General features: G+C 71.9%; 21 protein-coding genes, 1 tRNA gene and 1 pseudogene. 5 read left to right on the forward strand and 18 right to left on the reverse strand.

What is annotated here, in order from left to right:
* Positions 1-146 precede the first annotated feature (146 nt).
* The gene (locus QM633_RS09215; RefSeq protein ID WP_415153458.1) at positions 147-1,448 is read right to left on the reverse strand and encodes an ABC transporter substrate-binding protein; all 1,302 of its coding nucleotides are present in this window, start codon (positions 1,446-1,448) and stop codon (positions 147-149) included.
* Between the two features lie 185 nt (positions 1,449-1,633).
* Here QM633_RS09215 and QM633_RS09220 point away from each other — a divergent pair, with 185 nt between their 5' ends.
* Positions 1,634-2,665 (forward strand): LacI family DNA-binding transcriptional regulator, encoded by a 1,032-nt coding sequence (locus QM633_RS09220; protein ID WP_415153459.1) that lies wholly within the window; start codon positions 1,634-1,636, stop codon positions 2,663-2,665.
* Between the two features lie 106 nt (positions 2,666-2,771).
* Here QM633_RS09220 and QM633_RS09225 read toward each other — a convergent pair.
* The 7 genes from QM633_RS09225 to rph form a co-directional block, all read right to left on the reverse strand.
* A tRNA-Leu gene (locus tag QM633_RS09225) sits at positions 2,772-2,854 on the reverse strand.
* A 135-nt stretch (positions 2,855-2,989) separates the two neighbouring features.
* Complete coding sequence (locus tag QM633_RS09230; RefSeq protein ID WP_415153478.1) at positions 2,990-4,312, reverse strand: DNA polymerase IV; 1,323 nt, start codon at positions 4,310-4,312, stop codon at positions 2,990-2,992.
* Positions 4,313-4,314: 2 nt separating this feature from the next.
* Positions 4,315-4,938, reverse strand: coding sequence for a hypothetical protein (locus QM633_RS09235; RefSeq protein WP_415153460.1), 624 nt, complete (start codon positions 4,936-4,938; stop codon positions 4,315-4,317).
* Entirely contained in the window at positions 4,938-5,423 is a 486-nt protein-coding gene (locus QM633_RS09240) for a dihydrofolate reductase (protein ID WP_415153461.1), read from the reverse strand. The genes QM633_RS09235 and QM633_RS09240 overlap by 1 nt, the downstream gene beginning before the upstream one ends.
* 10 nt (positions 5,424-5,433) lie before the next feature.
* Positions 5,434-6,228 (reverse strand): thymidylate synthase, encoded by a 795-nt coding sequence (locus tag QM633_RS09245; RefSeq protein WP_415153462.1) that lies wholly within the window; start codon positions 6,226-6,228, stop codon positions 5,434-5,436.
* Positions 6,225-6,842 carry an RdgB/HAM1 family non-canonical purine NTP pyrophosphatase gene (rdgB, locus tag QM633_RS09250; RefSeq protein WP_415153463.1) on the reverse strand — a complete coding sequence of 206 codons (618 nt, stop codon included), beginning with the start codon at positions 6,840-6,842 and terminating at the stop codon, positions 6,225-6,227. Before rdgB ends, QM633_RS09245 begins: the two co-directional genes overlap by 4 nt.
* On the reverse strand, positions 6,839-7,591 hold the full coding sequence (rph, locus tag QM633_RS09255) for a ribonuclease PH (RefSeq protein WP_415153464.1): 753 nt from the start codon (positions 7,589-7,591) through the stop codon (positions 6,839-6,841). Before rph ends, rdgB begins: the two co-directional genes overlap by 4 nt.
* A gap of 96 nt (positions 7,592-7,687) precedes the next feature.
* Here rph and QM633_RS09260 point away from each other — a divergent pair, with 96 nt between their 5' ends.
* Positions 7,688-7,864 (forward strand): hypothetical protein, encoded by a 177-nt coding sequence (locus QM633_RS09260; RefSeq protein ID WP_415153465.1) that lies wholly within the window; start codon positions 7,688-7,690, stop codon positions 7,862-7,864.
* Between the two features lie 80 nt (positions 7,865-7,944).
* On the opposite strand, the gene murI is transcribed toward QM633_RS09260, so the two are convergent.
* Entirely contained in the window at positions 7,945-8,781 is an 837-nt protein-coding gene (gene murI, locus QM633_RS09265) for a glutamate racemase (protein WP_415153466.1), read from the reverse strand.
* A gap of 56 nt (positions 8,782-8,837) precedes the next feature.
* Between murI and QM633_RS09270 the strand changes: the two genes are divergently transcribed.
* The gene (locus QM633_RS09270) at positions 8,838-8,999 is read left to right on the forward strand and encodes a hypothetical protein (protein WP_415153467.1); all 162 of its coding nucleotides are present in this window, start codon (positions 8,838-8,840) and stop codon (positions 8,997-8,999) included.
* A gap of 186 nt (positions 9,000-9,185) precedes the next feature.
* On the opposite strand, the gene QM633_RS09275 is transcribed toward QM633_RS09270, so the two are convergent.
* The 5 genes from QM633_RS09275 to clpS all read right to left on the reverse strand — a co-directional run bounded on the left by QM633_RS09275 (position 9,186) and on the right by clpS (position 12,566).
* The gene (locus QM633_RS09275) at positions 9,186-9,452 is read right to left on the reverse strand and encodes a FeoC-like transcriptional regulator (protein ID WP_415153468.1); all 267 of its coding nucleotides are present in this window, start codon (positions 9,450-9,452) and stop codon (positions 9,186-9,188) included.
* Positions 9,449-11,473 carry a ferrous iron transport protein B gene (gene feoB / locus QM633_RS09280; protein ID WP_415153469.1) on the reverse strand — a complete coding sequence of 675 codons (2,025 nt, stop codon included), beginning with the start codon at positions 11,471-11,473 and terminating at the stop codon, positions 9,449-9,451. Before feoB ends, QM633_RS09275 begins: the two co-directional genes overlap by 4 nt.
* A complete protein-coding gene (locus QM633_RS09285) occupies positions 11,470-11,709 on the reverse strand; it encodes a FeoA domain-containing protein (protein ID WP_415153470.1) in 240 nt (79 codons plus the stop codon). The genes feoB and QM633_RS09285 overlap by 4 nt, the downstream gene beginning before the upstream one ends.
* Before the next feature lie 69 nt (positions 11,710-11,778).
* A complete protein-coding gene (locus QM633_RS09290; protein ID WP_415153471.1) occupies positions 11,779-12,336 on the reverse strand; it encodes a DUF2017 family protein in 558 nt (185 codons plus the stop codon).
* Positions 12,336-12,566 carry an ATP-dependent Clp protease adapter ClpS gene (clpS, locus tag QM633_RS09295; protein WP_415153479.1) on the reverse strand — a complete coding sequence of 77 codons (231 nt, stop codon included), beginning with the start codon at positions 12,564-12,566 and terminating at the stop codon, positions 12,336-12,338. Before clpS ends, QM633_RS09290 begins: the two co-directional genes overlap by 1 nt.
* Before the next feature lie 139 nt (positions 12,567-12,705).
* Between clpS and QM633_RS09300 the strand changes: the two genes are divergently transcribed.
* Positions 12,706-14,094: a nicotinate phosphoribosyltransferase gene (locus tag QM633_RS09300; RefSeq protein ID WP_415153472.1), complete on the forward strand. Its 1,389-nt coding sequence runs from the start codon at positions 12,706-12,708 to the stop codon at positions 14,092-14,094.
* Complete coding sequence (locus QM633_RS09305) at positions 14,091-14,645, forward strand: isochorismatase family protein (RefSeq protein WP_415153473.1); 555 nt, start codon at positions 14,091-14,093, stop codon at positions 14,643-14,645. The genes QM633_RS09300 and QM633_RS09305 overlap by 4 nt, the downstream gene beginning before the upstream one ends.
* A 99-nt stretch (positions 14,646-14,744) precedes the next feature.
* Here QM633_RS09305 and QM633_RS09310 read toward each other — a convergent pair whose 3' ends face one another.
* The 4 genes and pseudogenes from QM633_RS09310 to QM633_RS09325 all read right to left on the reverse strand — a co-directional run.
* Complete coding sequence (locus QM633_RS09310) at positions 14,745-15,533, reverse strand: class I SAM-dependent methyltransferase (protein WP_415153474.1); 789 nt, start codon at positions 15,531-15,533, stop codon at positions 14,745-14,747.
* A 118-nt stretch (positions 15,534-15,651) separates the two neighbouring features.
* Positions 15,652-17,817: a 4-alpha-glucanotransferase gene (gene malQ, locus QM633_RS09315; RefSeq protein WP_415153475.1), complete on the reverse strand. Its 2,166-nt coding sequence runs from the start codon at positions 17,815-17,817 to the stop codon at positions 15,652-15,654.
* A 59-nt stretch (positions 17,818-17,876) separates the two neighbouring features.
* Positions 17,877-18,365 (reverse strand): MarR family winged helix-turn-helix transcriptional regulator, encoded by a 489-nt coding sequence (locus QM633_RS09320; RefSeq protein ID WP_415153477.1) that lies wholly within the window; start codon positions 18,363-18,365, stop codon positions 17,877-17,879.
* Positions 18,366-18,426: 61 nt separating this feature from the next.
* A pseudogene (locus tag QM633_RS09325) lies at positions 18,427-19,079 on the reverse strand (MFS transporter); the annotation flags it as partial.

Genomic DNA, 19,079 nt, shown 5'->3' on the forward strand with positions numbered 1-19,079 from the left:
GTGTCGCCGGCGCCGGCGCGGGCCTGCGGCCGCGCCCGTCCGGTTGGCGCGCACGAGCGCCGCGGGTGCCGACATGGATGACCTCTTTCGGGAGTGGGCGGACCGGTGCCGCCGGGCGCCGGTCGGGGCGCCCGGCGGCGTCGTGGTCACTGTTGACCGAGGACGGCCGTGATCTGGTCGTTGTCGGTGTCGACGGTGCCGGCCTGGTTGAGCACCTGGTTGCGCACCATCGTCACCCACGGGCTGCCCACCGCGTTGAACGCCTGCTGGAAGTTGAGCGCCACCGGGGTGTCGCCCTTGCCGGCCACCTCGTTGATCGTGATCAGCCGCGGGTCCTTCGAGGAGTACTCGTTGTTGGCCAGGTCGCTGCGGGAGACCACGTCGTTGTCCTTGGCCAGCACGTTGACCTGGGCGTCCTCGCTCATCATCCAGTTCAGGAAGCTCCATGCCTGCGCGGCGTGCGTGGAGTCCTTGGAGATCCCGATGCCGTCACCGCCGACGAAGGTGGACGCGCCACCGCCGACCCCCGGGATGCCGGCCACGCCGACGTCGAACGGGGTGGACGACAACAGGGTGGCCGGGTACAGCATCAGGCCGACCTTGCCGGAGGTGAAGCCCGCGGTCCAGGTCGGGCCGGCCTCGTCCTTGGACGACGGCAGCACCGCACCGGACTTCCACATGTCGGCCCAGTCGTCGTAGACCTTCTTGGCGTTGGCACCGTTGAGCAGCGACTGGGTGCCGTCGGCGCTCATCACCTGGTCACCGGAGGCCCAGATGCTGGGGAACCAGGTGAAGACCAGGCAGCCGCCGCAGTTCAGGCCGGTGGCCGTGCCGTAGACGCCGGGCTTGTTCAGGGCCTGGATCTTCTTGGCGGCAGCGACGTACTCGTCCATCGTCGCCGGGGCCTTGTCCGGGTCGAGCCCTGCCTCCTTGAACAGGTCCTTGTTCCAGAACAGCATGGACAGGTCGAGCACGAAGGGCAGCACGTACTCCTTGCCCTCGGAGGTGCCGGCGGCGAGGTGGCCCTTGTTGATCGCGTCCTTGTAGGACAGGCCGTCGATGTTGGCGCTGATGTCCTGGAAGAGGCCCTGCTTCACCCAGTTCGGCACGTACACGATGTCGGCGGCGAACAGGTCGGGAAGGCTGCCCGAGCCGGCGGCGGCGCCGACCTTCGCCACATAGTCGTCGTTGGGCACCACGGTCAGTTCGACCTGGTTCTTGTGCGCCGCGTTGTACGCCGCGACGAGCAGTTTGGCCTGCTTCTCCAGCGGGGCGCGCGTCCACAGGGTCAGCGTGGTCCCGTCGTCCGTCCCCTCCGCGCTGACCGAGGGGGCGGCGGACGTCGCCGTCGGCCCGTTCCCCGAACAGGCGGCCAGGCTCAGCGCCATCGCGCCAGCCGCGGCGAGGCCGATCAACGACCGGACCCGCCGATTCCTGAATGTACCCATCTGCCTGACGCTCCTTGCTCGTCCTTGAGCGGGGCCACCCCGGCGGTGCCCCGTGGCGGGCTCTGTTCGGGCAGACACCCGAAATCTCCGAAACCCTTTTCGAGAACCGTAGTAACGCTGTAGCGTAGGCGTCAAGCGGTTCGAGTCGGGGAGCAGTTTCGGAAAGTTCACGAAAGGAGACGGCGATGAGCGGCAGCCATCCGTCGCCCGGCTATCCGGCCACGCTCAGCGAGGTGGCCCGCCTGGCCGGGGTCTCGCTGTCGACCGCGTCCAAGGCGATGAACGGCCGCGGCGACGTCGCCGGGGCCACCCGCCAGCGCGTCCTCGACGCGGCCGAGCAGATCGGGTTCACGCCGAACCAGCTCGCCCGCAGCCTGCTCGCCGGGAGGACCGGCACCGTCGGCCTGCTCACCAGCGACCTGGAGGGGCGGTTCGTGATCCCGATCCTGATGGGCGCCGAGGACGCCTTCGGCGCCGGCCAGGTCAACGTCTTCCTCTGTGACGCGCGGGGCGACCACATCCGCGAGCAGCACCACATCAAGGCGTTGCTGAACCGGCGGGTGGACGGGATCATCGTCGTCGGACGCCAGACCGACCCGCGTCCGACGCTCGGCCAGCACCTGCCCGTCCCGGTCGTCTACGCCTACGCGCCGTCCGACGACCCGGACGACCTCTCCCTCACCCCCGACAACGAGGCCGGGGGGCGGCTCGCCATCGAGCACCTGCTGGCCTGCGGGCGGAGCCGGATCGCGCACATCAGCGGCGACCCGGCGTACGCGGCCGCGCAGGACCGAGCCCGCGGCGTGCGGTCCGCTCTCGCCGACGCCGGCCTCGAGCTGCAGGGCGAGATGATGTTCTCCGAATGGTCCGAGCGCTGGGGCCGCGACGCCGCGGCCATGCTGCTCGAACACCACCCCGACGTGGACGCCGTCGCCTGCGGCTCCGACCAGATCGCCCGTGGCGTCCTGGAGACCCTGCGTGACCTCGGTCGCCGCGTCCCGGAGGACGTCGCCGTGATCGGCTACGACAACTGGGAGGTGCTCACCACCAACTCCCGGCCCGAACTGACCAGCATCGACGCCAATCTCCAGGACCTCGGCAGGGAGTCGGCCCGCAGCCTGTTCCGCGCGATGGACGACGCCCAGCGGCGCGCGCGGGGGGTGGCCCACCTCCCGGTGCGCCTGGTGATCCGGGGCTCGACCATCCCGCACCGGTAGCCGGCGGAGGTCTGGGCCGGCGGCGATCTCAGCGTCGGCGCAGGCCCGCGGGTGGGCGAGGGCGTCGGGAAGCGCCGGCGGTGGAACGCGGTCAGCAACGGGGCGGTGCCGGAGAAGGGACTTGAACCCTCACACCCAAGGGGTACGGGAACCTAAATCCCGCGTGTCTGCCAATTCCACCACTCCGGCCGGCCGACCCGATGAGTGTAGTGGGCCGATGGCCCGGCCATCAGGAGCCGACCTGTCCGCAGCTTCCGGCAGGCGCGACGTCGGCGGAGCAGCGAACGTCGGGACCGCCACCGGCAACAGCGAACTCCGGGACCGTCACGGAGCGCCGGGTGCGATCCGCGGCGGCGCGGCGGTCAGCGCGGGGTCGTCCGCGGCGAACGTGCGCACCGGGCCCGGGCCGGTCTCCGCGGTCTCGAAACGGACGGTCACCCTGCCCAGGCCCGAGCCCCAGACCCAGCCGGGCCCGTGGACCACGTGGACGACGTCGCTGCCCGGCAGCCAGCCGGTCGGACGCCGGGTCAGCGGCGCCCGCGCCTCCTCCACGACCCGCCCGGCGGTGGTCAGCTCGAGGTCGAACAGCGGCTCCTGGGCGACCTCCACCAACCCCGACACACCGACGCCGAGCAGCCGGACGCCCTGGCCCGTCTCCAGCCCGTCCAGCAGGGTGCGGGCGACCTGCGAGACCGCCTCGACGCGGTCCGTCGCGCCATCGAGGGTCCGGGACCTGGTCACAGAGGAGAAGTCCGGCCAGCGCACCTTCACCGTCACCGTCCGGGCGAACAGCTCGGCCTTCGCGAGCCGTTCGGCCACCTGCCCCGCCTGCCGGTCGACGATCCCGGCCAGCACCACCGGGTCGGAAATGTCGTGCTCGAAGGTGTCCTCCACCGAGATCGACTTCGTCTCCCGCTCCGGCTCCACCGGCCGATCGTCGTCGGCCCTGGCCAGCGCGAACAGGTGCTCCCCGCCCGCCCTGCCCAGCTCCCGGACCAGTTCCACCAGGGTGAGCCGCTGCAGGTCGGCCACGGTCCGGACCCCGAGCCGCGACAGCCGGTCCATCGTCGCCGGGCCCACCCCAGGAATCGCGCGGGCCGGCAGCGGAGCGATCGTCTCCACCTCCGAGCCGGGCGGGACCAGCCGCACGCCGTCCGGCTTGGCCAACTCGCTGGCGACCTTGGCGATGAACTTCGAACTGCCCAGCCCCACCGACGCCGTCAGCCCGCCCGTCTCCACGGCCAGTCGCGCCCTGAGATCCTGCGCCAACACCACCAGCGCCTCGTCGTCGAGCGGACGCTCCGGCCCCGCGGCCAGGTCGACGAAGGCCTCGTCCAGGCTGAGCGGTTCGACCAGCGGCGACAGCCCGCGCAGCATCGCCATCACGATCCCGCTGGCCTGCCGGTAGGCGTCGAACCGCCCGCCGAGAAACGCGGCGTGAGGGCACCGGCGCCGGGCCTCGCTCATCGCCATCGCCGAGCCCACCCCGAACGTCCTCGCCTCGTAGGAGGCCGTCGAGACCACCCCCCGCAGGCCGATCCCGCCGACGATCACCGGCTTGCCTCGCAGCGACGGCTTGTCACGCTGCTCCACCGCGGCGAAGAAGGCGTCCAGATCGAGGTGCATGATCGAGGCCCGTGACCGCACGCTCACCCCAGCGACTCGAGATACGCGACGCCCCGCGGCGACAGCCGGTAGCCCACCCGGAGGCTCTCGGTGAGCCCGAGCGCCTTCAGCCGGCGGATGTCGGCCTTCATCGGCGCGACCTCGCGACCCAGCAGGTCGGCCAGCTCGGTGGAGATCACCCCCGGATGGTCGCGAATCCACTCCAGGATCGGACGCGTCCACGGACCGGTGCGCCTGCCGGCGTCGAGCTTCGCCACGGCCGCGGTCAGCCCCGCGAGGTCCTCCGCGTCGGGCAGGGCCGACCGCAGTGCGACCCGCGGATCCTCGCCCACCCACGACAGACCGACGCGGAAGACGTGCTCGCCGCCCTTGCCCGACCGGGGGCCGGCGCGGCGAGGTGGGTGCTCCTCGGGGTGCGGCGGCCACAGCTGCCCGCGTAGCGCCGCCAGGCCGGGGAAGCCGGCGGCGACAGCGTCCGCCTCGCCCACCTCCTCGGCAGACACCTCCTGCACCGAATCGAAGCGGACGATCCCCGCGGACGTCACCTGGGTGCCGCCCACCTTCACGCGAGGCTGTTCCCAGCGGCGGAACGCGAGGGTGATCGTGCCGTCCCGCACACCCAGGGCCGCGCGAGCAGGGATCAGCATCAGCGTCGCCGGTAGTGGACGAAGTCGAAGCCGTCGTGCGGTTCGCGGGAGGCCTCGTCCCACTCGGCCGGATCCACATCGGGGAAACGCACCGAGCCCTCGGCCTCGGCGTGCACCTCGGTCAGGTCGAGATCGGTCAGCTTCGGCCAGGCCTGCCGGTAGATGCTCCCCCCGCCGGCGACGAAGACGACCTCGTCGAGGGTGCCGGCGAGCGCGAGCGCGTCCTCCAGCGAGCTCACCGCGTAGCCCCGCGCACGGCCGTCGGTGGGCAGCGCGACGGACTCGGGGCGGCTGGTCACCACGATCGTCGTCCGGCCGGGCAGCCAGCGTCCGATGGCGTCCTGCGTCCTGCGACCCATGATCATCACGTGGCCGCTGGTCACCCTCTTGAACCGGGCCCAGTCCTCGGCGATCTCGAACGGCTGGCGTTCCCCGTCCCCGATCACGCCGTGGGCGTCGACGATGGCGATGGCGATCAGTTGCACGGCCTCCCCCTCACACCGCGATCGGCGCCTTGATCCCTGGGTGCGGGTCGTAGTCGACCACCTCGATGTCGGACAGCTCGAACGCGTCGATCTCGGTCACGGCGGGATTCAGCACCAGCCGGGGCAGCGGCCGCGGCTCGCGGGCGAGCTGCAGCCGCGCCTGGTCGAGGTGGTTGCTGTACAGGTGCGTGTCGCCGAGGGTGTGCACGAACTCCCCGACGTGCAGACCCGCGACCTGCGCGACCAGGTGGGTGAGCAGCGCGTAGGACGCGATGTTGAACGGGACGCCGAGGAAGATGTCGGCGGAGCGCTGGTACAGCTGGCAGCTGAGCCGGCCGCCGGCCACGTAGAACTGGAAGAAGGCGTGGCACGGCGGCAGCGCCATCTCCGCCAACTGCCCGACGTTCCACGCGCTCACGATGTGGCGGCGGCTGTCGGGGTTGTCGCGGATCGAGTCGATGACACCCTTGATCTGGTCGACGTGCCGGCCGTCCGGCGTCGGCCACGATCGCCACTGGTACCCGTAGATCGGGCCCAGGTCGCCGTTCGCGTCCGCCCACTCGTCCCAGATCGAGATGCCGAACTCATGCAGCCAGCCCACATTGGTGGAGCCGCGCAGGAACCACAGGAGCTCGCCGAAGATGCTGCGGGTGTGCAGCCGCTTGGTCGTGAGCAGCGGGAAGCCGTCGTTCAGGTCGAACCGCATCTGGTAGCCGAACACGCTGCGCGTGCCGGTGCCCGTGCGGTCGGACTTCTCCACCCCGTGGGTGAGCACGTGGTCCAGCAGGTCGAGGTACTGCTTCATCGGTTCCCTCCGCCCTCGAGGTAGTCACGCAGGATCGGGACCATGGCCCTGACGGCCTGGCCGCGGTGGCTGATCGCGTCCTTCTGCTCGGGCGTCAGCTCGGCGTTGGTGAGCGTGTTGCCCTCGGTGACGAAGATCGGGTCGTAGCCGAAGCCGTTGGCCCCCCGAGGCTCCAGGACCAGGTGGCCCTCCATCGTGCGGCGCAGCACATGCTCGGCCCCCTCCGGCGTGACCAGGGCCATCGCGCACACGAACCGTCCGGTGCGGTCCTGAGCCGCGGTGTCGGCGAGCTGGGCGAGCAGCAGGTCGAGGTTGCGCTGGTCGGTCGCCCCGGGACCCGACCAGCGGGCCGAGCGGACGCCGGGCATGCCGTTCAGCAGGTCGACCTCGAGGCCGGAGTCGTCGGCGACAGCGACGTGCCCGGTGCGGGCGAGGGCCGCCCGCGCCTTGAGCAGCGCGTTGCCCTCGAAGGTTCGTTCGGTCTCGGCCGGCTCGGGGTAGGCGGGGAAGGCGTCCAGGCCGCGGACGTCCGCGTCCACCCCCGCGGCGGCGAGGACGCGGTGCAACTCCGCGGCCTTCTTCGCGTTGTGGGTGGCGACGACCACGATGCTCATCGGGCGAGCGCCTCCTGCTGGATGGTCGCCAGGTGCGCGCAGCCGGCCAGGCCGAGATCCAGCAACTCCTCGAGCACCGGGCGCGCGAACGGCTTGCCCTCGGCGGTGCCCTGCACCTCGACGAACTCCCCCGCGCCGGTGGCAACCACGTTCAGGTCGACCTCCGCAGCGGAGTCCTCGGTGTAGCACAGGTCGAGCATCGGGGTGCCCTCGACCACACCGACCGAGACCGCCGACACGGTGCCGGTCAGCGGCTCGCCGGCCAGAGCGCCGCGCCCGCGCAGCCAGGCCACCGCGTCGACCAGTGCGACGTAGGCCCCGGTGATGGACGCCGTCCGCGTCCCCCCGTCGGCCTGGAGCACGTCGCAGTCCAGCACGATGGTGTTCTCGCCGAGGGCCCGGTAGTCGATCACCGAGCGCAGGCTTCGCCCGATCAGGCGACTGATCTCGTGGGTGCGGCCGCCGATGCGTCCCTTCACCGACTCCCTGTCGCTGCGGGTGTGGGTGGCCCGGGGCAGCATCGCGTACTCGGCCGTCACCCAGCCCAGACCACTGCCCTTGCGCCACCGCGGCACGCCCTCGGTCACCGACGCGGCCACCAGCACGCGCGTGGCGCCGAACTCGACCAGCACCGATCCCTCGGCGTGGTCGAGCCAGCTGCGAGAGATCCGTACCGGCCGCAGCTGGGCCGCCGTCCTGCCATCAGCTCTGTTCACGACCAGCACCCTACCGGGGCCGACCGACACCACGGCCCGGGCACCGGTGCGTACGGTTGGGGGTGTCGAGTTGTCCCGACTGATACCCCCTGGGGTATTGTGGCCCACGCGAACCAGAGGAGTCAGCACATGTGTCGTCCGGTCACCTGCACCGTCTGCGGCAAGACCACGTGGGCCGGTTGCGGCCAGCACATCGACCAGGTGAAGGCAGCGGTGCCTGCCGACCAGTGGTGTGGCGGCGAGCACACGCCCGAGCAGCTCGCCGCGGCGAAGCCGAAGCGGCTGTCCGGCCTGTTCGGCCGCTGACCCATGACGCGATCCGGCCGCGGGACGCCTGGATTGTGCGTCCATGACTGCCGTCGGACGCATCGAGCGGCGGAGTCGCGTCACGAGGACGGCCGACGCCCGCCCGGCACTCCGGCGGCGGTGTAGACCTGCTCGACCTCGTCGATGACGCCGCCGATCAGGCGGCGTCCGATGCCGGCGAACAACTCCGGGCTCCCGGTGGTCAGGAAGCGCCGCTCCGGCTCGCGGGGCCCTTCGTGGAGCAGGCCGGCGTCGGTCAGCGTGGCGAAGACCTCCTTCGCGCACTCCTCCGCCGAGGACACCAGGGTGACCTCGTCGCCGATCACATAGGAGATCACGCCGGCCAGCAGCGGGTAGTGGGTGCAGCCCAGGATGAGCGTGTCGATCCCGGTCTCGCGTAACGGCAGGAGGTAGCCGCGGGCGGCGTCCAGGAGCTCGGGGCCACCGGTGACCCCCGCCTCCACGAAGTCGACGAACGACGGACACGGCTCGGTGACGAGCTCGATGCCGGGGACGGCGGCGAGCGCGTCGTCGTAGCTGCCGGAGGTGGCCGTCGCCTCCGTGCAGATCAGGCCGATCCGGCCGTCCCGGCTCGCCCGCACCGCGCGCCGGGCAGCGGGCAGGATCACGTCCACGACCGGGACGTCGTAGCGTTCGCGCGCGTCCCGCAGCACCGCCGAGGACGCGGAGTTGCACGCGATGACCAGCGCCTTGACCCCCGAACCCGCGAGGTAGTCCAGGCATTCCAGCGCGTACTCGCGCACCTCGGGGATCGACTTCGTGCCGTACGGGGCGCGGGCGGTGTCACCGAGGTAGACCGTGTCCTCGCCGGGCAGCTGGTCGAACAGGGCCCGGGCGACGGTGAGCCCACCGAACCCGGAGTCGAAGACCCCGATCGGGGCATCGGTAGCGGTCACGTGCCAAGACTCTAGTGTCGCAGCGGCACAATGGACGCCAACCAGGAAGGACGCGGATGGGCCCGGAACCGATTGATGCCACCCGGCTCGCCCTGCGCGCCCTCCGCGCCCTGGACGACGGCCGCCGCGCCGTCGCCGAACAGTGGCAGCGCTGGACGGCCCCCAGGCCGGCGGACGAACCGCCGGCCGACCGCCGCCAACCCCCGGAGATCTGGTAGTCCAGGCAAACCCCGTGGACCGAGTGGGGAACCGTCCCCAACTCGGTCCGGATCGGGGACTCCGGATCGGGGACGGTTCCTCACTCGGTCCACCCGCCCGGCTCAGGCGACGCGACGGCTGAGCGAGAGGGTGACCAGGCAGGGTCCGGATCGGGGACGGTTCCTTACTCGGTCCACCCGCCCGGCTCAGGCGACGCGACGGCTGAGCGAGAGGGTGACCAGGCAGCGCTGGCCGGGAACCCGGCCGCAGCCGTCGGCGCTCGCGCAACCGCCGCAGCCCGAGGGCGGGCAGCCGATCGGCACGGCCACGGATTCGACGCGTCCGGTCCGGACGAGGTGATCGAGGGCGGCCCGGACGACGGTCTCCGGCTGCCCGGTACGGCGGGCCATCTCGACGACGGTCGGCGTCCCGGCCGCCACCTCGGCGAGGACCGCGCTGAGCGGCCCGGTCACCACAACAGCCTTCCCACCTGGAAGACCGCCACGGCCAGCACCCATGCCGTGACCAGCTGCAGGCCGATGCCGAAGACGGTCCACTTCGGGCCGATCTCCCGCCATTGCGCGGCCAGTGTCGCCACGCAGGGCGTGTAGGCCATCAGGAACACCATGAAGGCCAGCGCCGCCGGCACCGGGTGCCCGCCGGAGGACTCGGTGAAGGTCCTCATCACGGCCGCGCCGAGGTCGCCGGGCTGGTCGGACTCGTCCGGCTCCGCGACGGCGTAGGTCTGCGCCCAGGAGGAGATCACCGCCTCCTTGGCGACGAAGCCGACCACCAGCGTCGACGTGCTCTCCCAGGAGCCGAACCCGGCCGGGGCGAACACCGGGGCGATCGCCTGCGCGGCGACGCCGTAGACCGAGTCCTGGACGGGCACCTCACCGAACTGTTCGCCGCCGTGCACGGGGATCGACTGCAGCAGCCAAACCGCGGCCACCGTCGCCACGATGATGCCGGAGGCGGTCTGCAGGAAACCCTTCAGCCGCACCCAGGTCACCGACGCGGTCAGCCGCAGGGTCGGCACCTGGTAGGCGGGCAGGTCGATCACCAGCGGCTCGATCGGCTCGCCCCTCCACAGCGTCCCGCGCAGCAGCAGCCCGACCAGGACGATGATCACGATCGACGTCACGTACATCCCGAACACGGCCGTGCCGGCGTAGGGCCCGAAGAAGACCGCGCCCATCATCACGAACACCGTCAGTCGGGCCGTGCAGGACGTGAACGGGACCAGCAGCGCGGTGAGGATGCGGTGCTGGGCGTTCGGCAGGATCCGGGTCCCGCTGATCGCCGGCACGTTGCAGCCGTAGCCGACGATCAGGGGCAGGAAGGCACGCCCGGGCAGGCCGATCGAGCGCATCAGGCGGTCCGTGACCACCGCGGCCCTGGCCAGGTAGCCGGAGTCCTCCAGCAGCGCCAGCAGGATGAACATCAGCGTCATCAGCGGCACGAAGGTGAGCAGCATGCCGACGCCGGCGATCAGACCGTCCACGACCAGGCCCTGCACCCAGGTGTCACCGAGGCCGAGCGCGCCGATCAGCCAGGTCGCGCCGTCGGTGACCGGACCGGAGAACAGGCCGTCGAGGAGGTCCTGGAACGGCGCGGCCACGGCGGTGGTGATCTCGAAGACCCCCCACATCACCGCGAGGAAGAACAGCGGGCCGATCACCGGAGCCGTGACCCAGCGGTCCACCCTGTCCGAGAGGGTGGCCCGCTGCCCCTCCGCGGCGGTGGACGTCCCGGCTTCGACGGCGGCGGCGATCCAGGTGAAGCGGTCGTCGTCGAGCTCCAGGGAGTCCGAGGTGGCCGGGGTCGGACGCGGTGCGGGCACCGGCTGCAGCAGGGTCGCCCGCACGGTCTTCGCCAGCCGGTCCAGGCCCGTGCGGCGGCGCGGGTCGATGCCCACCACGGGGCAGCCCAGGGCGTGCGCGAGCCGCGCGGCGGAGATCTGCACCCCGCGCTTGGTCGCGACGTCCAGCATCGTGAGAGCGACGACCGCGCGGATCCCCCGCTCGCGCAGCTGGGCGACCAGGTAGAGGCTGTTGGCCAGCCGGGACGCGTCGCAGGCCACGACGGCGAGATCGGGACGCTCGTCCTCGGGGCCGCCGACGAGCAGGTCTCTGGTGAGCTCCTCGTCCGGGGAGTGCGGATCGAGCGAGTAGGCGCCGGGCAGGTCGATCAGGGTCATCTCGATCGGGCCCCCGGAGCCGCAGTCGCAGTCCTCGCAGGAGCACGGCGCGGAGTCCTTGGTCGCGCGCCACACGCCGCGGGACACCTCGACGGTGGTGCCCGGCCAGTTCCCCATCGTCACCCGCGCGCCGGTGAGCCCGTTGAAGAGCGTCGACTTGCCGGTGTTCGGCGCCCCGGCGAGCGCGACCACGGGCGCGTTCGCCCCGGCGCCCTCGCCCCCTCCGGTCTGGCAGCACGCCTTCGCCGAAGGGGCCAGGATGCCGCGTCCGCGGGCCTGCTCGGTGGCGGTCACCGTGCCACCACCTCCGCGTGCAGCTGCGGGAGCAGCTGGGAGCCCAGCGCGATCCTGGAGCCACCGACCAGCACCACCCGCCCGCCGCCCGCGGTGCGCTGCAGGATCGAGAAGGTCGCCCCCCGGCGCAGGCCGAGCGAGGCCAGCCGGCGGCACGAACTGTCCGGCGCGTCCGAACCGGTGAGGGTGAGGGCGGTGTTCAGGGGCGCTTGGGACAGGGACATGCCTACGTACATATACGTAAGGTTAGCCTTACCGAATCTTCCGCGCATCCCGTCTCGCGGAACCCGCTTGGCGCCGAGCCGTCAGCTCAGCCCGAGCAGGTTCTCCGTGAGGTAGGCGATCCACTCGTAGACCCGGTAGATGTAGCTGCGCGGGTCGTCCTCCGGCAGCGCGTCCAGTTCCTCGGCGTCGTCGGCGGTCTCGATACCCAGGCGGACGGCCAGGCTCAGCCGCACGGCGGTGAGCGTCTTCAGCCACGCGTCGAACTCGATCACCCGCACCTGCACCGGGTGCGTGCCCGCCTCGCAGTCGCGCAGCGCGGAGAGCACCACCTCGGTCTGGCCGAGCCGCTCGGTCCGCTGCCGGGCCTGGGTGAGCCTGCGGAACTCCTGCGACGCCTCCGGGTCGGACGCGTACGCGTCGGGGAAGAGCCGACGAATCACCGGGTCGGACCGGTCCAGCACCTCCTCCCCGTCCAGCTCGGCCTGCCAGCGGGCGAACGGGTCGTCGACGGCCCCGGCATCCTGTTCGTCGGCCTCGAGCAGTCCGGCGAACTGTTCGACGAGCGACTCCAGCAGGGTGGCCTCGTAGTCGGTCAACGTCATCAGGATCGTCGGACCCGAACGCTTGAAGTCCCGCATCAGGACTGCTCCAGCGTGGCCCACAACCCGTATCCGTGCATGGCGTCCACGTCGGTCTCCATCTGCTCCCTCGCGCCGGAGGACACGACGGCCTTCCCGCTGTTGTGGACCTGCAGCATCAACTGGGTCGCCCGCTCCTCCGGATAGCCGAAATAGGTCGAGAAGACGTGCGTCACATAGCTCATCAGGTTCACCGGGTCGTCCCAGACGATGGTCACCCAGCCGGTCAGCGCGGAGGACGCCGGCCGCTCGGAGACGGCGGTCGCACCGCCGGGACCGTTCGGTTCGTTCGCGCCTGCCACCCGGCCATTCTGACATGGCGGGAAACCGGACGGTCCGGACGCCGGCGCCAGCCGTTACTGTGGCCCCATGACCCTGGAGACGACGCCGTTCGGCGCTCGTGCGAGCACCGCGCTGCTGACCGACCACTACGAACTCACGATGGTGCGAGCGGCGCTCCGCTCGGGGACGGCCCTCCGTCGCAGCGTGTTCGAGCTGTTCGCGCGCCGGCTGCCCGAGGGCCGGCGCTACGGGGTCGTCGCCGGGGTCGGGCGGGCGCTGGACGCGATCCGGGCCTTCCGGTTCGACGAGGTCACGCTGAACTACCTGCTCGAGCAGAACGTGATCGACACCGACCTGGCCGACTGGCTCAGCCGCTACCGGTTCAAGGGCAACGTGTGGGGCTACCCGGAGGGTGAGCTCTACTTCCCCGGCTCGCCGCTGCTGATCGTGGAGGGGACGTTCGCGGAGGCCTGCCTGCTGGAGACGGTGCTGCTGAGCATCTACAACTACGACTGCGCGGTCGCCTCCGCCGCGTCCAGGATGACCGCGATGGCCGGCGAGCGACCCTGCATCGAGATGGGGAGCAGGCGGACCAACGAGTACGCCGCCGTCGCCGCGGCCAGGGCCGCCTACATCGCCGGGTTCTCGGCCACCTCCAACCTGGAGGCCGGGCGTGCCTACGGCGTCCCCACCACCGGCACGGCCGCCCACTCCTTCACCCTCCTGCACGACAGCGAGGAGGACGCCTTCGCCGCCCAGCTGAAGGCGCTCGGCAAGGGCACCACGCTGCTGGTGGACACCTACGACATCGAGACCGCGGTCCGCACCGGCGTGCGGCTGAGCAAGGGCAAGCTCGGCGCGATCCGGCTCGACTCCGGAGACCTCGCCGAACTGGCCGCCGATGTCCGCAGGCTGCTCGACTCGCTGGGTGCGGAGAAGACCCGGATCCTGGTCACCTCCGACCTCGACGAGTTCCAGATCGCCGCGCTCCGCGGTGCCCCCGTCGACGGCTACGGGGTCGGCACCTCCCTGGTCACCGGCTCCGGCGCGCCCACCTGCGGCTTCGTCTACAAGCTGGTCGCCCGCGCCACCAGCGACGCCAAGGACGCCGACCTGCTGCCGGTGGCGAAGAAGAGCGCGGGCAAGGCATCGATCGGCGGGCGCAAGTACGCGTTGCGCCGGATCGGTCCCCACGGCAGGGCGCAGGCGGAGGTGGTCGGCATCGGCGCGCCACCGGTCGACGACGGCAACGACCGTCCGCTGCTCGTCCAGCTGATGGCCAAGGGGAAGCCGATCGGGCGCGAACCCCTGGAGACCGCCCGCGAGCGGCACCGCGCGGTACGCGCGGAGCTCCCGCTGGAGGCACTGAAGATGAGCCGCGGCGAGCCGGCGCTGCCGACGATCATGCTGGACGGCGACGGCGATCCGACCGAGAACCCGTACGCACCGGTGGAGAAGAAGGAGACCCCCCGATGAGCAGCGCACTGATCGTGGTCGACGTGCAGAACGACTTCTGCGAGGGCGGGTCGCTGGCCGTCGCCGGCGGTGCGGCCGTCGCAGGCAGGATCGCCGACCTGATCGCCGGCGAGAACGGCTACGACCACGTGCTGGCCACCCGCGACCACCACATCGACCCGGGTTCCCACTTCTCCGCCAACCCTGACTACGTCGACTCCTGGCCCGTGCACTGCGTGGCGGGGACGCCGGGAGCCGAGCTGCACCCCGCGCTGGCGGGCACCCGCTTCGAGGCCGTCTTCGACAAGGGCGAGTATGCGGCCGCCTACTCCGGCTTCGAGGGCGCCAGCGACGGCGAAGGGCTGGCCGAGTGGCTGGCCGACCACGAGGTGGACCGGGTGGACGTGGTCGGCATCGCGACCGACTACTGCGTGCGGGCGACCGCGCTGGACGCCGCCGGCGCGGGCCTGGCCACCCGCGTCCTGCTCGGCCTCACCGCCGCGGTGGCCCCAGACCGCCTCGACACCACGCTCGGCGACCTCGCCGACGCCGGGGTCGCCGTCGTCGCCTGATCGGCGGCCAACCGTTCCGGCGTCCGCCGGTCGCGATCGCTGCCGTGCCCTGCTCCCTGGTCCCGCCCGCCCGGCATGCGGCGCCACGGCCCGCGCCGCTCAGGGGCGGACGCCACGCACCGCACGGGCGACGGCACCGAGGCTGAACGGTGCCTGCGGGGAGCCCAGACGCTCCCGCAGTGCGACCCGGAGCGCCTCCCGCCGCGGCCGGGACAAGGTCGCGCAGTAGGCGCCGACCGGCCCCACGCCGCCGAGGAGCGTCGACCAGAGCTCGTCGAAGTCCGCGTAGGAGGCGTGCACAGTGAGCGCGGTCTCGGTCACGTTCTCGAAGCCGGCCGCGGACAACCACAGCGAGAGTTCCCCCGGCCGCCCGAACCGGAGCGATCGCAGCTCATCGGGGGCGTCCGGGTCGATGCCACTGGCCGCGTCCCAGAAGGCCCGCAGCAGTTCCATCCCGTCGGCGGCGTCCCACACGCTGGCCGCGGCCACCCCGCCGGACCGCAGCACCCGGGCGAACTCCGCGCCCGCCGCGACGGGATCGGACACGAAGTGCAGGACGAGCTGGCTGACGACGACGTCGAAGACACGGTCCTCGAACGGCAGCTGTTCGGCGGAGCCGGCCTGCACCTCCACGCCCGCGAACCGCTCCCGGCACGAGGCGACGAAAGACGGCGACGGGTCGCAGGCCCGGACGGACGTCGCGCCGAGCCGGCCGACGAGTTCACCCGTCAATGCTCCGGACCCGCACCCGACGTCGAGAGCGCGCGCGGGCGCGGCCACCCCGGCGAAGTCGCAGAAGCCGGCGGAGAGCGGGAGGGAGTAGCGACCCATGAACCGGTCGTACGCCTCCGCGCCCGCGGCGAACGTCCGCGCTCCCTCGACCCCCACGGCGCCTCCTCCGGTCCGCCGCCACGCTACGCGCGAGCGGCGCCAGGCGCTCTGCGGGAAAGTACGCACGAGCACCCGCGTCGACGTCCCCTGGCCGGCCCCCGCGGGCGGCATGGTGCTAGATCACGAGTTCGGTGTCGGCGCGGGGGACGACCATGGGGGCGCCGAAGCCGTTCATGATGCTGGCCAGACGGAAGGCCCGGTCGTCGCGGTAGAGCTTCTCCAGGCTGAGCGCCTTCCCGTCCGGCCCGGACAGCGGGATCCGCCAGTTCGGGTACTCCTTGTCGGTACCGGGCTGGTTCTGCGTCCGCCGGTCGCCGACGGCGTCGGTGAGGGCGGCGCACAGCACCCGGGACGGCGTGGCGACGAGGTAGCGGTGCATGGCCTCGACGATGTCCTGGGTCGTGGCCGGCTGCGCGGCGAGGAACCCCCGCTGGCGGAGGGCGTCGATGAACGCCGTCCGTTCCCGCTCGGCGGTGGCGAGCTCGGCGTCCAGCGACTCGGTGAGCAGGCCGAGCTCGTGCTGCAGCTTGACGTGCTCGCCGGCGAGATAGCCGGCGGTCGGGGGCAGGTCGTGGGTGGTCACGGAGGCCAGGCAGTACTCGCGCCAGTCCTCGGGCGCGAGCGGCGTGCCGTCCGGCCCACGCTCGAACCAGGCGATCGACGTGCCGAGGATCCCGCGATGCCGCAGGTACTCCCGCACCCAGGGCTCGACCACCCCGAGGTCCTCGCCGACCACCAGCGCGCCGGCCCGCTGGGCCTCAAGTGCCAGGATCCCGACCATCGCCTCGTGGTTGTAGCGGACGTAGGCGCCCTGGCTGGCGGCCATCCCCTCCGGGATCCACCACAGCCGGAACAGGCCCATGATGTGGTCGACGCGGATGCCGCCCGAGTGTCGCAGCAGGCCCGCCACCATGCTCCGGAACGGTGCGTAGGACAGGTCGTCGAGGCGGTCGGGGCGCCACGGCGCCTGGCCCCAGTCCTGGCCGGTCTGGTTGAAGTGGTCGGGCGGGGCGCCCACGCCGATCCGGTCGGCGAACAGGTTGCCGTAGGTCCAGGCCTCCGCGCTCGACCCGCCGACCCCGACTGCGAGGTCGTTCATGATGCCGATCCGCATCCCGGCGTCCTTGGCGGCCGACTGGGCGGCACGCAGCTGGTTGTCCGCGATCCACTGCAGCCACGCGTAGAAGATGATCTGGTCGACGTGCTGCTCGGCGAACAGGGCGACGGTGGGCGAGGAGGGGCGGCGCAGCTCCGCCGGCCAGTCCCGCCAGTCCCCACCGAACCTGCTGACCAGCGCCGACCAGGTCGCGAACTGGGTGAGGCTGCGCCCCTCGCGGCGCAGGAAGTCGTTGAACGCCATCCGCCGCGCCGGGCGCAGGCCGTGGTCGTAGACGACCCTCAGCGCGTCGATCTTGGCCACCCACACCTGGTCGCGGGAGATCAGCGGCTCCGTGGCCAGTTCCTTCTTCAGCCGCGCCTTCAACTGGGCGACCCGGTTGCGGGACCGCTCGTCGAGCTCGGCGTACTCCGGGATCTGCTCGGGCCGGATGTACAGGGGGTTGACGTAGCGTCGCGAGGTCGGCAGGTACGGGGACGCCTCGATCGGCGGGACCGGTTGCGCGGCGTGCAGAGGGTTGACCAGCACATAGCTCGCGAACTGCTGCGTGGCCGACCACGTCGACAGGTCGGCCAGGTCGAGCAGGTCGCCGAAACCCCAGGAGTCCTCGGAGGTGACGCTGTACAGCTGCGCGGCATACCCCCAGGCCCGCTTCTCCCCCATCGCGGCGGGGAAACCCAGGAACGCCGGGCTGACCACCAGGGTCGACTCGGCCTGGCCCGCCTCCGTGGTGGCCTGGAGCCGGTGGTAGCCCACCGGCAGGTCGGCCGGGAGCTCGAAGGACGCCTGACCGGTGAGCACACCGTCCACCCAGCGAGGGGGCTCGTCGTCGGCGACCTGCGCGGCGTCGCGGAAGCCGCCCTCCTCCAGCCGGACGGCCAGGCGCACCCACGCGCCGTCGGGGAGGTGCACCTGCACGGACTTCGCAGTGCCCTGTTCCATCACCACGCACGGCGGCAGCAACCGCGTCCACGGACGCAGCCGCAGCGCCTCCAACGCCGCGCTGGCCCGCCCGGGATCGGACGCGTCCACGTCCATCGCGGCGAGGATGGCGATCACGGTCTCGTCGGTGACCTCGGTGAGGCGTCCCTTCCAGTCCCAGAATTCCGTGGCGATACCGAACGCCGTCGCGAGTTCTGCGAGGAACGGGTTGGACAGGGCCATTGCTTCCGGGGCGCCTTCGGGTCGTCGGACGGGTCAGCCAACAATACTGCCCGGAACGCTCAGCCCCGCTCGAACGGGGCCAGCAGGCGGCGCAGCAGGCTCGCCAGTTCGTCCCGCTCGTCGGCGCCGATCGCGGAGAGCACCGCGCGCTCGAAGACCAGCAGGTCGGCGAGCGCGTCCTGGACCCGCTCCCGGCCGGTGTCGGTGAGTCGGACCAGGACGCCGCGCCGGTCGTCGGCATTGGGCTGGCGCAGCACCAGGCCGCGGGTCTGGAGCCGGTTCACGCGGTTGGTCATCGTCCCGGAGGTGGACAACGTCTGGCGGATCAGTTCCCCGGGGGACAGCTCGTAGGGGTGCCCGGCCCTGCGCAGCGCGGCGAGGACGTCGAACTCCCAGACCTCCAGGTCGTGCGCGGCGAACGCCTCGGCGCGGGCGCGGTCGAGGTGACGGGCCAACCGGCTGATCCGCGACAGGCTGCCCAGCGGGGCGACGTCCACTCCGGGGAGTTCCCGCTCCCACGCGGCCAGGATCAGGTCGACCTCGTCCACCGCTGCGATACCCCCTCGATTATCTCGATGTCGAGACTTTACCCGAGGGAGGGCGCCGAGGTCAGCGGGCGGCGGAGTGGTTCTCCACAGCGCCGATGCGACCCGAGGAGAGAGCGGCGACCAGCCCGACCACAGCCATTGCGGTCAGCGGCGCGCCGAACCCGAACACCGCGTCACCGCGGGCGAGGCCGAGCGCGAAGAGGGTTCCGGCCAGGCCCGCGCCGATACTGCTGCCGAGCGACTCGCCCACCTGCAGCGAGGACGTGTTCCTGCCGAGCTCGATCGGAGCCGACAGCTGCATCGTGGCCAGCGACGTACTGGCCACCGACAGGCCCATGCCCAGCCCGGCGAACAGCCAGCCGATCACGGCGACGGCCAGCATCTGCCCGGGGAACCAGGCCGAGAGTGCGGGGAGGGCGAGCCCGATGACGAGGCTGGCCGCCCCCGCGAGGATGATCTGGTCCCGCCGCAGCGGCAGCCAGGAACGCGACTGCAGCCAGGCGCCCCCCATCCAGCCGCAGGAGCCGAAGGTGAGGATCGCGCCCGACCACCACAGCGACAGGCCCTCGGCACGCACCAGCATCAGCGGCAAGAAGGTCTGGGCGCCGGCGAAACCCGCCGCGGTGAGCGCGCGGACCACGATCACCGAGGGCAGGCCGCGCCGGGCCGGCCGGAAGCCCGCCGGCAGCAGCGGGGGCAGGCCGAACCACAGCA

Source organism: Propionicimonas sp. (genome assembly GCF_047606205.1).
GTDB lineage: Bacteria > Actinomycetota > Actinomycetes > Propionibacteriales > Propionibacteriaceae > Propionicimonas.